Source organism: Streptomyces violaceoruber (assembly GCF_033406955.1).
Classification (GTDB): Bacteria; Actinomycetota; Actinomycetes; order Streptomycetales; family Streptomycetaceae; genus Streptomyces; species Streptomyces violaceoruber.
This window is the reverse complement of the sequence record NZ_CP137734.1, coordinates 3,253,267-3,265,384: the sequence shown is the minus strand read 5'-3', so window position 1 is coordinate 3,265,384 and position 12,118 is coordinate 3,253,267. Positions and strand designations below refer to the sequence as shown.

General features: G+C 71.8%; 15 protein-coding genes. 6 read left to right on the top strand and 9 right to left on the bottom strand.

The genetic code is table 11. The features are described 5' to 3' along the window. Window positions 1–6 precede the first annotated feature (6 nt). The 9 genes from R2E43_RS14275 to R2E43_RS14235 all read right to left on the bottom strand — a co-directional run bounded on the left by R2E43_RS14275 (window position 7) and on the right by R2E43_RS14235 (window position 6,379). Window positions 7–495 (bottom strand): thiol-disulfide oxidoreductase DCC family protein, encoded by a 489-nt coding sequence (locus R2E43_RS14275; protein ID WP_003974120.1) that lies wholly within the window; start codon window positions 493–495, stop codon window positions 7–9. A gap of 4 nt (window positions 496–499) precedes the next feature. Continuing rightward, window positions 500–907: a hypothetical protein gene (locus tag R2E43_RS14270; RefSeq protein ID WP_003974119.1), complete on the bottom strand. Its 408-nt coding sequence runs from the start codon at window positions 905–907 to the stop codon at window positions 500–502. A gap of 85 nt (window positions 908–992) precedes the next feature. Further along, window positions 993–1,403 carry a VOC family protein gene (locus R2E43_RS14265; RefSeq protein WP_003974118.1) on the bottom strand — a complete coding sequence of 137 codons (411 nt, stop codon included), beginning with the start codon at window positions 1,401–1,403 and terminating at the stop codon, window positions 993–995. Between the two features lie 41 nt (window positions 1,404–1,444). Next, entirely contained in the window at window positions 1,445–2,065 is a 621-nt protein-coding gene (locus tag R2E43_RS14260) for a Uma2 family endonuclease (protein ID WP_011029906.1), read from the bottom strand. 165 nt (window positions 2,066–2,230) lie between these two features. Further along, a complete protein-coding gene (locus R2E43_RS14255) occupies window positions 2,231–3,004 on the bottom strand; it encodes a succinate dehydrogenase iron-sulfur subunit (protein ID WP_003974116.1) in 774 nt (257 codons plus the stop codon). Next, the gene (sdhA, locus tag R2E43_RS14250; protein WP_003974115.1) at window positions 3,004–4,758 is read right to left on the bottom strand and encodes a succinate dehydrogenase flavoprotein subunit; all 1,755 of its coding nucleotides are present in this window, start codon (window positions 4,756–4,758) and stop codon (window positions 3,004–3,006) included. Before sdhA ends, R2E43_RS14255 begins: the two co-directional genes overlap by 1 nt. Before the next feature lie 19 nt (window positions 4,759–4,777). Further along, window positions 4,778–5,260 carry a succinate dehydrogenase hydrophobic membrane anchor subunit gene (locus R2E43_RS14245; RefSeq protein ID WP_011029907.1) on the bottom strand — a complete coding sequence of 161 codons (483 nt, stop codon included), beginning with the start codon at window positions 5,258–5,260 and terminating at the stop codon, window positions 4,778–4,780. A 5-nt stretch (window positions 5,261–5,265) separates the two neighbouring features. Beyond that, window positions 5,266–5,646 carry a succinate dehydrogenase, cytochrome b556 subunit gene (gene sdhC, locus R2E43_RS14240; protein WP_003974113.1) on the bottom strand — a complete coding sequence of 127 codons (381 nt, stop codon included), beginning with the start codon at window positions 5,644–5,646 and terminating at the stop codon, window positions 5,266–5,268. Between the two features lie 181 nt (window positions 5,647–5,827). Further along, a complete protein-coding gene (locus R2E43_RS14235) occupies window positions 5,828–6,379 on the bottom strand; it encodes a 2-oxo-4-hydroxy-4-carboxy-5-ureidoimidazoline decarboxylase (RefSeq protein ID WP_011029908.1) in 552 nt (183 codons plus the stop codon). Between the two features lie 230 nt (window positions 6,380–6,609). Here R2E43_RS14235 and R2E43_RS14230 point away from each other — a divergent pair, with 230 nt between their 5' ends. The 6 genes from R2E43_RS14230 to R2E43_RS14205 all read left to right on the top strand — a co-directional run bounded on the left by R2E43_RS14230 (window position 6,610) and on the right by R2E43_RS14205 (window position 11,807). Continuing rightward, a complete protein-coding gene (locus R2E43_RS14230) occupies window positions 6,610–8,235 on the top strand; it encodes a beta-N-acetylhexosaminidase (RefSeq protein WP_234308198.1) in 1,626 nt (541 codons plus the stop codon). 118 nt (window positions 8,236–8,353) lie between these two features. Next, window positions 8,354–8,899 (top strand): hypothetical protein, encoded by a 546-nt coding sequence (locus R2E43_RS14225; RefSeq protein ID WP_011029910.1) that lies wholly within the window; start codon window positions 8,354–8,356, stop codon window positions 8,897–8,899. 87 nt (window positions 8,900–8,986) lie between these two features. Continuing rightward, on the top strand, window positions 8,987–9,556 hold the full coding sequence (locus R2E43_RS14220; RefSeq protein ID WP_011029911.1) for a hypothetical protein: 570 nt from the start codon (window positions 8,987–8,989) through the stop codon (window positions 9,554–9,556). Between the two features lie 167 nt (window positions 9,557–9,723). Continuing rightward, complete coding sequence (locus tag R2E43_RS14215) at window positions 9,724–10,146, top strand: hypothetical protein (protein ID WP_003974108.1); 423 nt, start codon at window positions 9,724–9,726, stop codon at window positions 10,144–10,146. Window positions 10,147–10,272: 126 nt separating this feature from the next. After that, a complete protein-coding gene (locus R2E43_RS14210) occupies window positions 10,273–10,890 on the top strand; it encodes an RNA polymerase sigma factor (protein ID WP_046247785.1) in 618 nt (205 codons plus the stop codon). Then, complete coding sequence (locus R2E43_RS14205; protein ID WP_332056249.1) at window positions 10,887–11,807, top strand: hypothetical protein; 921 nt, start codon at window positions 10,887–10,889, stop codon at window positions 11,805–11,807. Before R2E43_RS14210 ends, R2E43_RS14205 begins: the two co-directional genes overlap by 4 nt. The last annotated feature ends 311 nt before the right edge of the window (window positions 11,808–12,118 follow it).

The following is a 12,118-nucleotide window of genomic DNA, read 5'->3' as shown; positions in this document are numbered from 1 at the left end:
CAGAGCCTATCCAGTGGCGCAGGTGCCGTCGTCACAGCCCGGCCCGGCGTAGATCCATCCGAGGCGCGGCTCGTACACCCAGCCGTCCGCGCGGCGGTAGGCGTAGCCTCCCGCGGACCGCTGTCCGGCGCGCCACTTGGCGGCGGCCAGGACGGCCCCGCGGGCCAGCAGGGCGCCCTTGGGCGTGCTGAGCCGGTGGGCGAGCCTGCGGTACCCGCGCAGCGCCCACAGGACGACCACCCAGGCGGCGGCGCCCCGGTAGACCTGCCCGGCGTCGCCCACGGCGGTGACCTCGTCGAGGGTGGCCCCGTGGTCGAGCCCGGGAAAGCGCCTGCGCGCCTCCTCCGAGGCGGCCGGGACCAGTTCGAGCGGCACCAGCCGGGGCTGGCGCAGCAGCCAGTCCCGTACGTGGGTGCACAGGGAACACTCGGCGTCGTAGAGGACGGTGAGCCGGCGCACGGGGGCGCCGGCCGTCGGCCCGGGAGCGGGAGCCATCGGCTCAGGCCCCGGCCGTCGGGGCCACCCAGCCCTGCGGCGGGACCGGGGGCACCTGCTCGCGCTCCATCAGGCCGCGCCGCCGGATCTTGTTGAGCACGTACACGTTGCCCAGGTGCATCACGCCGAGCACCAGCAGCACCACGCCGAGCTTGGTCGACAGCGCCTCGAAGATGCCCCGGGCGTTGGTGATGGTCTCGTCGTCGCTCAGGTAGAGGGCGACGAAGCCGAGGTTGACGAGGTAGAAGCCGACCACGAGGAGGTGGTTGACGGCGTCCGCGAGCTTCTCGTTGCCGTGCAGGACGTCGGAGAGGAAGACCCGTCCGTTGCGGCTGAGCGTGCGGGCCACCCAGACGGTCAGACCGATGCTGACGGCCAGGTAGATGACGTAGGCGATGACGGTGCGGTCCATGCCCCACCCCTTCTTGAACGCGTTCAAAACGCTGACAGGACTGACTGTAGACCTGTTTTTGAACACGTTCAAGCGAGAGTTCCGCTCAGGGGCGGCGGCCCAGCTCCGGGCGCTTGGAGTAGTCCGTGAGGCCGATGACGTTGCCCCACGGGTCGGCGAACTCGACCGTCCAGCCGGTGGCCACGGGAAACGGCTCGTCGAGCGGCGGCACCCCCGCCTCGCGCAGCTCCCGGGCGGCCGCGCGGGCGTCGGTGACCTCCAGCCACACCCGCGCGGAGGGCCACATCGGCGGCTGCCGCCCGAACTCCTCCTCCGCCCGCAGCAGCAGCCCCGGCGTCTCGACGCCCACCTTCAGCAGCGCGATCCCGGCCTCGTCGAGCCGGTAGGCGACCGGGAAACCGGCTCGCTCGTAGAACCCGACGGCCTCGGCGAGGTCCCCGACGGGCAGCAGTACGTTGTCGAACCCGAGCAGTTCGTACGACTCGTCATCTGACATGGCGTCAGGCTAGGACGATCGTCGCCCGGAACGGCTGATTGTCAGCCCTCGCCGGGCGCGCTCTTCGGCCGTCCGGCGGCAAGGATCTCGCCGACGTCCAGGGTGACCTCGGCCCCGAGGGAGTCGGGCAGGGTGACGGTCTCACCGGGGGAGTGGACGCGGTGGGTGGAGTAGTCGGCGCAGTCCGGGTCGGTCAGGACGTGGAGGCGCTGGTGCTTGCGGTCGACGATCACGTAGACGGGGACCATGGCGGCGGCGTAGGCGGTGACCTTGGCCTTGAGGTCGTTCCTCCAGTTGCTGGAGGTGACCTCCAGGACGAGGCGGAAGCAGACCGGGTCGTAGCAGTTGTTCTCGACTAGGTGGTCGTCGACGTCGGCGTCCACGACCGCCAGGTCGGGGATCGCGTAGTCCTCGGCGTCCATGGGAAGCCAGAGGCCGATGCCCTGGACCACCTTCGATTCCGAGCCGTGGAGGCCGGCGGCCGCGAAGGGCAGGATGAGGTCGGTCAGGACTACGGCGTGCGGGCCGTCCGGTGGCGGGGTCACGACGAGCTGGCCTCCGATGATCTCGACGCGGTAGCCCGGATTGCGCTCCATGATGCGGTTCGCCTCCGCGATCAGCGGAAGGTCGCCGTGGGGCAGCTCGACGGATGCTGCGGACATCGCGTGCCTCCTAGGGGCTGGTGTCGAGGCCATCATCGTAGGACGGAGGGTAGCCGTACGGCCCGATGCCGACGGGTTCACCCGATGGTGTGGCATATGCCGGAGGGCCCCGCTTCCAGGGGAAACGGGGCCCTCACGGCCGTCGACCGGCGTACACCGACGGTGTCAGAAGCGGCGCGTGATCAGCGCTCGCTTCACCTCCGCGATGGCCTTGGTGACCTCGATGCCGCGCGGGCAGGCGTCCGTGCAGTTGAAGGTCGTACGGCAGCGCCACACGCCGTCGCGGTCGTTCAGGATCTCCAGCCGCTGCTCGCCGGCCTCGTCGCGCGAGTCGAAGATGAAGCGGTGGGCGTTGACGATCGCGGCCGGGCCGAAGTACTGGCCGTCGTTCCAGAACACCGGGCACGAGGACGTGCACGCGGCGCACAGGATGCACTTGGTCGTGTCGTCGAAGCGCTCGCGGTCCTCGGCGGTCTGGAGGCGCTCACGCGTCGGCTCGTTGGTGTCCTTCGTGATCAGGAAGGGCATCACGTCCCGGTACGCCTGGAAGAACGGCTCCATGTCGACGACCAGGTCCTTGAGGACCGTCAGGCCCTTGATGGGCTCGACCGTGATCGGCTTCTCGGGGCTGAGGTCCTTGATCAGCGTCTTGCAGGCCAGGCGGTTCTTGCCGTTGATCCGCATGGCGTCCGAGCCGCAGATGCCGTGCGCGCAGGAACGGCGGAAGGTCAGGCTTCCGTCCAGCTCCCACTTGATCTTGTGCAGCGCGTCGAGGACGCGCTCCTTCGGGTCGATCTCCAGCTGGAAGTCTTCCCAGGTCGCCTCGGCCGCAACCTCCGGGTTGAACCGCCGGACGCGGAAGGTGACCGTGATGTAGGGGGAGTCGGCGAAGCCCGGCTCGGGGGCCTGGTCGCTCTTCTCCATGACAGGGGTAGCCATCAGTACTTACGCTCCATCGGCTGGTAGCGGGTCTGGACGACCGGCTTGTAGTCGAGCCGGATGGACTCGGCGCCGTCGTCGCCCACCTCGCGGTACGCCATGGTGTGGCGCATGAAGTTGACGTCGTCGCGGTTGGGGAAGTCCTCGCGGTAGTGACCGCCGCGCGACTCCTTGCGGGCGAGGGCGGAGACCGCCATCACCTCGGCCAGGTCGAGCAGGTTGCCCAGCTCGACGGCCTCCAGCAGGTCGGTGTTGAAACGCCGGCCCTTGTCCTGGATCGACACGTTCTTGTAGCGGGCGCGCAGTTCGGCGATCTTCTCGACGGCCGTCTTGATCGTCTGCTCGGTGCGGAACACCATGACGTTGGCGTCCATGCACTCCTGGAGCTCGCGGCGGATCGTCGCCACCCGCTCGGTGCCGGTGGACGAGCGCAGTCGCTCGATCTGCTCGACGACCAGGGTCTCCGGGTCCTCGGGCAGCTCGACGAAGTCCGCCTTCTGGGCGTACTCCGCGGCGGCGATGCCCGCGCGGCGGCCGAAGACGTTGATGTCGAGCAGCGAGTTGGTGCCCAGGCGGTTGGCGCCGTGCACCGACACGCAGGCGACCTCGCCGGCCGCGTACAGGCCCGGTACGACGGTGGTGTTGTCCGCGAGGACCTCACCCTCGACGTTGGTCGGGATGCCGCCCATGGCGTAGTGCGCGGTCGGCTGGATCGGGATCGGGTCCGTGTAGGGCTCGATGCCGAGGTAGGTGCGCGCGAACTCCGTGATGTCGGGCAGCTTGGCGTCCAGCTGCTCCGGCGGGAGGTGGGTGAGGTCCAGGTAGACGTGGTCGCCCTCGGGACCGCAGCCGCGGCCCTCGCGGATCTCCGTGTAGATGGAGCGCGAGACGACGTCGCGGGACGCGAGGTCCTTCATGACCGGCGCGTACTTCTCCATGAAGCGCTCGCCGTCCTTGTTGCGGAGGATGCCGCCCTCACCGCGGGCGCCCTCCGTCAGCAGGATGCCCATGCGCCAGATGCCGGTCGGGTGGAACTGGAAGAACTCCATGTCCTCCAGCGGCAGCCCGCGCCGGTACACGGCCGCCTGGCCGTCACCGGTGAGCGTGTGCGCGTTGGAGGTCACCTTGAAGAACTTGCCGGTGCCGCCGGAGGCGTAGATCACGGACTTCGCCTGGAAGACGTGGATCTCGCCGGTCGCCAGCTCGTAGGCCACCACGCCGGCCGACTTCTTGACGCCGTCGACCTCGGTGATCAGCTGGTCCAGAACGTAGAACTCGTTGAAGAACTCCACGCCCTCCTTGACACAGTTCTGATAGAGCGTCTGGAGGATCATGTGACCGGTGCGGTCGGCCGCGTAGCAGGAGCGGCGGACCGGGGCCTCGCCGTGGTTGCGGCTGTGACCGCCGAAGCGGCGCTGGTCGATCGTCCCGTCGGGCGTCCGGTTGAACGGCAGGCCCATCTTCTCCAGGTCGAGGACCGAGTCGATGGCCTCCTTCGCCAGGATCTCGGCGGCGTCCTGGTCGACCAGGTAGTCACCGCCCTTGACCGTGTCGAAGGTGTGCCACTCCCAGTTGTCCTCCTCCACGTTGGCCAGCGCGGCGGCCATGCCGCCCTGCGCGGCGCCCGTGTGGGACCGGGTCGGGTAGAGCTTCGTCAGCACGGCGGTGCGGCTGCGCTTGGTCGACTCGATGGCCGCGCGCATGCCGGCGCCACCGGCGCCGACGATGACGGTGTCGTACTTGTGTACCTTCATGATTTTCGCAGCCCCGTGCCTAGCGGATGTTCGGGTCGAAGGTGAAGATCACCAGCGTGCCCAGCAGGATGGTGAACACCGTGGCGGTGTAGAGCAGGCCCTTGAGCCACAGCCGGGTGTTGGGGCGCTCCGCGTAGTCGTTGATGACCGTGCGCAGGCCGTTCGCGCCGTGCAGCATCGCGAGCCAGAGCATCAGGAGGTCCCAGACCTGCCAGAACGGCGAGGCCCAGCGGCCCGCCACGAAGGCGAAGCCGATCTTGGAGACACCGCCGTCCAGCACCAGCTGGATGAGCAGGTGGCCGAGGACGAGCACGACCAGCACGACGCCGGACAGGCGCATGAACAGCCAGGCGGCCATCTCGAAGTTGCCCCGGGTGGACTTCGGGGACTTCTTCGTGCGGGCGCGGGGCGCCTCGATGAGCGGCGCCGGGTTGTCGGCCGAGTAGAGGGAGGCGCCCTCGATGGGGCCGATCCCGGAAGCGGGGGATTCAGTCGTGGACATTGGCGTCAGCTCCCGAACAGTTCACGAGCGGCGTGGCCGAGGACGGGGTAGATCGCCCCGAGCATCAGCACGACCCACAGGGCGACGACGGTCCAGAGCATCTGCTTCTGGTAGCGGGCGCCCTTGACCCAGAAGTCGACGGCGATGACACGCAGGCCGTTGAGCGCGTGGAAGAGGATGGCGGCGACGAGGCCGTACTCCAGCAGCGCGACGATCGGCGTCTTGTACGTGGCCACGACGGTGTCGTAGGCCTCGGGGGACACCCGCACGAGAGCGGTGTCCAGCACGTGAACGAACAGGAAGAAGAAGATGAGGACGCCGGTGACTCGATGAGCCACCCAGGACCACATTCCTTCCCGGCCGCGGTACAGCGTTCCAGCCGGCACGGAAATTTCCTCCGGGAGCGGGGATTGGGGCCGCGCCGGCTTTCCTTGTCGGTCGGGCCCGGCCGGGTACGGTCCACCGGCCCCCAGCATGGTAGCGACGGTTGCCTGCGGCGCTTACGGGGGGCCTGGTTGTGTGATCAAAGTTGCACTCAAAGGAGCAGTGGGGTTGCCGCGGGGGCGGCTACGGGGGTGGGGGTTTGGTGTGGTTTGCCGGGTGCGGGTCGTCGGTGGCTGGTCGCGCAGTTCCCCGCGCCCCTAGAAGTCGGCGTACTCGCCCCCCTGCCAAGCGGCGCAGTTCCTCGGATGCGACCAGCCGTTCCTCGTCCGGATCGTTGGCCAAGCGTGACCGGATGGCTGCCAATACGTGGTTCAGGGTCTCTTCCGGGCTCAAACCGTCCAGGCTGATGACGAACACGTGTCCGAAGCGGGACTCGTAGGCCGCGTGGGCCGCGCTGAGTGCCGTGTGGGCGGCCGCGTACGTGTCCTCCGGCAGCGCGGGCAGCGTTTCCGCGGCCAAGGCCTCGCTCAGGTCGTCCGAGGAGAGGTCGTAGGCCGCCTCGTCCGCTGCCGCCAGGAGGGCGGGGAGGTCCGGGTACGGGCGGTGCGCGACGAGGCGATCGGCCCAGGCGCGGCTGTGCAGGCAGGCGAGGAGGGTCCCGGCGGCCTCCTCGGCGGGGGCCGCGTTGAAGCGCTCCAGCGGGGCGGCAGGTGCCGGTGTGGCGCGTGTTTGCACCGGTACCGGTATGGCCACTCGGCGTGGGAGGTCTGGGAGACGGTGCGCAGGCAGCGTGGGTCCTCGTGGGCTTCCCGTGTGTGTCGGCAGGGGATTGTGCGAAAGGTGTGGCGTCACGTTATCGAGTGACGGCAACGCGTGTCCGTCCGATGCCCGAATTTCACCCGAACGGGAGAGTTTCAGAACATGTGGTGGACGCATGACGGCAACGGCGACCTTAGGTTGGTGCCGTGAGCCAGCACGGAGGCCGGATACCGGCGCACAAGGTGAGGCAGCGGGCCGTGATCGCCGGCGCGGTGGTCGCCGCCCTCGGCGTGGGAGCCGGCCTGTGGGCCACCGACGGCGACGGCGGCGGTGACGGCGACCGGGAGGGCTCGGCGGCCCGGTCCTCCACCGGCGAGGCGGCCGCCCCCAGCCCCAGCCGGTCCTACCCGCTGTCCAAGGAGCCGCGCACCATCCCCGCCGTGCGTGAGCACACCGCCGCGCGCGGCCCCGGCTGGCAGCCCGAGAAGGGGAACCGGGTCGTCGTGGCCGACTCCGGACTCGCCGACGAGGGCAAGCAGATCGCCGGGGACCTGGGGATGACGTACGCGGGGGAGAAGGACGACGAGCGCGCCGGGGACCTGCTGCTCGACGTGAAGGCCGCCAAGGGCGCGAACCCGGAGTCGTACACCATGACCGTGCGGGACGGCCGGGTCACCGTCACCGGGCCCGCCGAGGCCGGCGTCTACTACGGCACCCGCACCCTGAAACAGGCGGTGGACGGCGGCGGCACCGCGCCGGAGGGCGTCGTGAAGGACGAGCCCGCCAAACCGAAGCGCGGCTTCTCGCTCGACATCGCCCGCAAGCACTACAGCGCCGACTGGATCAAGGACCGGATACGCGAGCTGGGCGACCTCAAGTTCAACGAGCTGGGCCTGCACTTCTCCGACGACCAGGCCTTCCGCATCGAGTCCGACTCGCACCCCGAGATCGTCTCGGACGAGCACCTGACCAAGGCCGAGACGAAGGAGATCATCGATCTCGCCGCCTCGCGCCACATCACCGTCGTCCCCGAGATCGACTCGCCGGGCCACCTCGGCGCCGTGATCGCCGCCCACCCCGACCTCCAGCTGCGCAACGCGCAGGGCACGGCCACCCGCGGCGCCATCGACATCTCCAAGCCGGAGGCCGCGAAGATCGTCGACGACCTGCTGAACGAGTACGCCGACCTCTTCCCCGGCTCCCAGTTCCACCTGGGCGCCGACGAGTACCAGGCGCTCGTGGTGCCGAACCCGGAGGCGTCCTACCCGACGCTGGCCGCCGCGGCCCGCAAGGCCTACGGCTCCGGCGGCACCGTCGCCGACCTCACCACCGGCTGGCTCAACGGCCGCGCCAAGACGGTCATGGCCCACGACCGCACCCCGCGCGCCTGGAACGACGGCTTCTTCAAGGACACGTCCGTCGAGCCGCTCAAGGACATCAAGGTCGCCTACTGGACCGGCAAGGAGATCGGCGCCCGCCCGCCGGCCGAGTACCTGGGCGAGGGCCGCCAGGTCCTCAACTACAACGACGAGTTCCTCTACTACGTGCTCGGCCAGCCGCAGACCTTCGTCTATCCGACCGGCGAGCGCATCTACGAGCAGTGGACCCCGCGCGTCCTGCGCGGCACCACGGCCGTCGACGCCAAGTACGACGACCAGATACTCGGCGGCAGCTTCGCCGTCTGGGGCGACTTCCCGAACGCCCAGACCCAGGCCCAGGTCGCCGAGGGCATCAGGCTGCCGCTGGCCGCGACGGTCCAGAAGCTGTGGGACCCCGGCAAACCCGAGCTGTCCTGGGCGGACTTCGCGGCGCTGGCGAACCGGCTCGACTGACCTCGGACGACGCGGCCGACGCGGCCAACACGCCGATTGGCCGATCCTGCTGCGAACTCCCGTACGGCTGTGGTGGTCTTTTGCCCAGCCGAACCGACACGCCGGGGGGAACCGGGACATGGGCTACTGGGGGTACTTCGTCGTCGGCCGCGCCGAGCGGCCGCTCGCGGAACTGGAGGCGCTGTCCGGCGCCGGGGACATGACCCTGCGCCAATCGGCGCCGGACGGCTGGCAGGTGTGGGAGTTCCCGGGCGGCGACGGAGACGTCGGGAACATGAACGACCTGGCCGGCCAGACCGGCGCGCCCGCGCTGTTCGGCTACGTGATGGACAGCGACTGCGTGGTCGTGGAGGCGGCGGCGCCCGAGAGCGGGGCGTGGACGACCTGCCTGGCGCGCACCGCCATGGCCGGCTACCTGGGCGCCGAACGGGACGGGCTCACCCTGGAGGACTACTTCCTGGAACCCCGGGACGCCGCCGAGCGCGCCGTCGCCTGGGCCGCCGAGGCGGGATGTGCCGCGAGCCCCGCCGAACTGGCGGGGGTGCTGTCGGACGACCCGGCCGCGGAGCCCGACGCCGGTGGCGACCGGGTCCTCGCCCCCGGTCCAGTGGCCGAAAACCTCTTCTTCCGGTTCCTCGACCGGCTGGGCGTCGTGCCGCTGTGACACTCCCGGGCCGTCGCACGCAGTAAGGGTCAGTGCGGGCTCCGTGGTGGTGAGCGGGGCGAAGCGGCCGGAACAGGGAGGCACCCGATGAGCCTGGTGGAACTGATCGCGCGGGCCGACACACGCGGACTCGCCGCGAGCGGGCTGGCTTGTTTGGATCGCTGCGTCCCGCTGCTCGACGGCGACGACGAGGCCCTCAGACCCCTGTGGGCGACGCTCGCCGACGCGTCCGGCGACGCGTCCGGACCCGACTGGGCCGAGGCGCTGGCGCAGGTGCGGGACAAGCTCGCCGGCCCCGGCGCCACGGGTGAGGACGAGGCCGCGGTCCTGGCCCGCCGCATGCTCGCGGCCGCGCCGGCCGAGTGCTCCGGCCCGGTGCTGCGCACGTGGGCCGACGCGTGTTCCGTCGCCTCGCTCCGCATCCACCGGCTGCTCGCCCCGGCGGCCGGCGCGGCCCCGGAGGCCGACGTCCCCCGCGACGCGGGCACGGAGGGCCTCCCTCCGCTCGTCGCCGCCGAACTGCGCCGCCAGGCCGCCGTCCTGGAACTGCTCGCCGGGCACGGCGCGGCCGGGGTGCGTCCGGCCCTGGAGGTCTCCACGGAGGGACGCCGCGTGCTGCGCGCGGTGGTCTCCCGCCGGGCCCGGGGACGGGGCTGAACGCCGGGGCCGCCGTCGGGCCCCTTCTGTGACCGTCGTGCGGGGAACCAGCGGTGGCGGTGCGGCGGTCGTGGGGGAGGTGCGGCGGTCCTGCGCCGGTTGCGGAACGACCGCTTCCCACGTGTGACGCAAACCCGTGCCACGGCGCTATAGCCCATGTGACGACTGTGACCAGCGGATTGACGAGCGGATGGACGAGCGGGACGACGAGCCCGCAGCAGCCCCGGCCGTCGGCCGCCGCCAGGCCGGTGCGGTGGGCGGCGGACGCGGTGGCCACGATGCGCGAGGGCGCGAGGCTGCGCCTGGACTACTCGGCGCAGAGCCTGTGGCGGGTGGACCGGATGATCGACGGCATCCGGGGCGAGGAGGCGCCGTACGCCGCGGTGGAGACGGCGCTGCGCGGACTCGGCGCGTACGCCGGGGAGGTGATCGTGCGGCAGTCGGGCGGCGAGTGGTGGACGACCGGAGGCGACCACTGGGTCCGCACCCCGGACGGCCGCCTGTGGGACCCGATCGACGAGGCCCGCCGCTGCTTCGCGGGCGACGGGTCCCTGCGCCTGCTGTGCCGGGACGCCACGGCGCCCCGGTGACGCCGGGCGTCCGGGGCCACCACGGCCCCGGACGTCCCAGTGACACTTCTGTGCGCTCCGACGCTGATGACCTTGGGGGGCGCGCATCGGAGCGCGCGCAGGACTCGGTACGGACGAGGACGGTTCTTGGGCCAGCGAGGGGAACCCCGCCGCGTGCAGGCGTACGACGGGGAACTGGGCGCGGCCGTCGCGCGGGCCCAGCAAGGTGACGAGGCCGCCTTCGCGGTCGCCTACCGGCTCGTGCAGCCCGGCCTGCTGGGCTACGTGCGCGGGCTGGTCGGGGAGGACGCCGAGGACGTCGCGGCGGACGCCTGGCTGGAGATAGCCCGTGACCTGCGACGCTTCAAGGGCGACGGCGCCGGCTTCCGGGGCTGGACGGCGACGATCGCCCGGCACCGGGCCCTGGACCACCTGCGCCGCCAGAAGGTACGGCCCCGGCCCACGGCGCTGGAGCAGGACGTCCTGGACCTGCCCGGTCCGCACAGCACGCACGAACAGGTACTGGAGACGCTGTCCACCCGGGCCGCGCTCGGCCTGGTCGCGGCGCTGCCCCGCGACCAGGCCGAGGCCGTCCTGCTACGGGTCGTCGTCGGGCTCGACGGGCCCTCCGCCGCGCGTGTGCTGGGCAAGCGGCCGGGCGCGGTGCGTACGGCGACGTACCGGGGGCTGAAGCGGCTCGCCCGGCAGCTGGGGGCCGACGGTGTGACGGATGACGGTCCCAGGACGCTGGGGGAGTCGACATGAGGGGCGCCGCGGGCGGCGGCCCCGCGGACCGAGCGGGAGCGGAGGCGGGCATGGGCGCACGGCACGAGGCGGGTGACGGCCGCGACACCGGTCCCCGGCCCGCCCCCGGCGGCGTGCCCGGCACGGAGGTGCTGCTCGCCGCGGCGCTGCGGGCGGAGAGCGCCGACACCGAGGGCGAGCGCCGCGCCCTGGCCGCCTTCCGGGCCGCCCGGGACGCGGAACCGGCCCGCGCCGCGCGCACCCGGCGGCGGGACGACTGGCGGCCACGCGACGGGCGGCACCAGGGCCGCACGCCGAGGACGGCCCTCTCCGTCCTGCTGGCGAGCCTCACCCTGGGCGGCGTCGCCTACGCGGCCGTGGGCGGGGGCGGCTCCGCCTCGGACGACGGCGGCCCGGACCGCACCCGCCCGCCCGCCGTCTCCGACGACGCCCCGGCCCGGCCGGCCGCCACCCCACCGGGCACCACGCCGGGCCCCGGCACCACGGACCCCGCGACCACGCCCCCGGGCGCCTCCGAGTCCCCGGGGACATCCGCGCCTCCCCGCGTCTCCACGCCCCCGGGCCCCCCGTCCGTCGGCCGGGACACCGAGGCACAGTGCCGCGTGTACGAGCGGCTGGCGGGCAACGGCAAGTCGCTGGACGCTGCCGCCTGGCGGCGGCTGGTCGCGGCGGCGGGCGGTGCGGAGCGCGTCGAGACCTACTGCGCCGACCAGCTCGACCGGCTCGGCCTGCCGACCGGGCCGGGACCGTCGACCGGTGCCGGAAACGGCACCGGCGGGAACGACGAGGGGAACGGCGGTACGGGAGACACCGGCGCGGAAGGGGGCGCCGGCGGGATCCTCGGCGACGGCGGCGCCGACCCGGAGGCCGGCGACGGCGGCATCGCGGCACAGGTGCCGGACCTGGACCACCCATAGGCCGTTGGCGCGGAAGTGCCCGCATCGCGCCAGGTGGGCGGGTGTGTGCCGGCAACGGCCGGGGCCGCCACCCCCCACAGGAGAGGCCCCGGCCGTCGCGCGGCACGGGCCGCGCGGCGGCCCGTACTCCCTTCAGCGCCGGGAGTGCGTTTTCTGTCACACCTCACCGCGTCACGGGTTAGTTGCATCTTGTACGGCAATGCGAGGGGGACATGGACGAGTGGCGGTTTCAAGACGTAACGTGCCATTCGCGCCGGTGCAGCGCGGGGGCTCGCTCCCGCCAGGGGCTTGCGGGAGACCACCGCAACCAT

Excerpts from the sequence above, each read along its gene's own strand:
- R2E43_RS14275 (WP_003974120.1), bottom strand. The coding sequence starts at position 495 with ATGGCTCCCGCTCCCGGGCCGACGGCCGGCGCCCCCGTGCGCCGGCTC.
- R2E43_RS14245 (WP_011029907.1), bottom strand. The coding sequence starts at position 5,260 with ATGTCCACGACTGAATCCCCCGCTTCCGGGATCGGCCCCATCGAGGGC.
- R2E43_RS14265 (WP_003974118.1), bottom strand. The coding sequence starts at position 1,403 with ATGTCAGATGACGAGTCGTACGAACTGCTCGGGTTCGACAACGTACTG.
- R2E43_RS14220 (WP_011029911.1), top strand. The coding sequence starts at position 8,987 with ATGAGCCTGGTGGAACTGATCGCGCGGGCCGACACACGCGGACTCGCC.
- R2E43_RS14260 (WP_011029906.1), bottom strand. The coding sequence starts at position 2,065 with ATGTCCGCAGCATCCGTCGAGCTGCCCCACGGCGACCTTCCGCTGATC.
- R2E43_RS14205 (WP_332056249.1), top strand. The coding sequence starts at position 10,887 with ATGAGGGGCGCCGCGGGCGGCGGCCCCGCGGACCGAGCGGGAGCGGAG.
- sdhA (WP_003974115.1), bottom strand. The coding sequence starts at position 4,758 with ATGAAGGTACACAAGTACGACACCGTCATCGTCGGCGCCGGTGGCGCC.
- R2E43_RS14270 (WP_003974119.1), bottom strand. The coding sequence starts at position 907 with ATGGACCGCACCGTCATCGCCTACGTCATCTACCTGGCCGTCAGCATC.
- R2E43_RS14255 (WP_003974116.1), bottom strand. The coding sequence starts at position 3,004 with ATGGCTACCCCTGTCATGGAGAAGAGCGACCAGGCCCCCGAGCCGGGC.
- R2E43_RS14225 (WP_011029910.1), top strand. The coding sequence starts at position 8,354 with ATGGGCTACTGGGGGTACTTCGTCGTCGGCCGCGCCGAGCGGCCGCTC.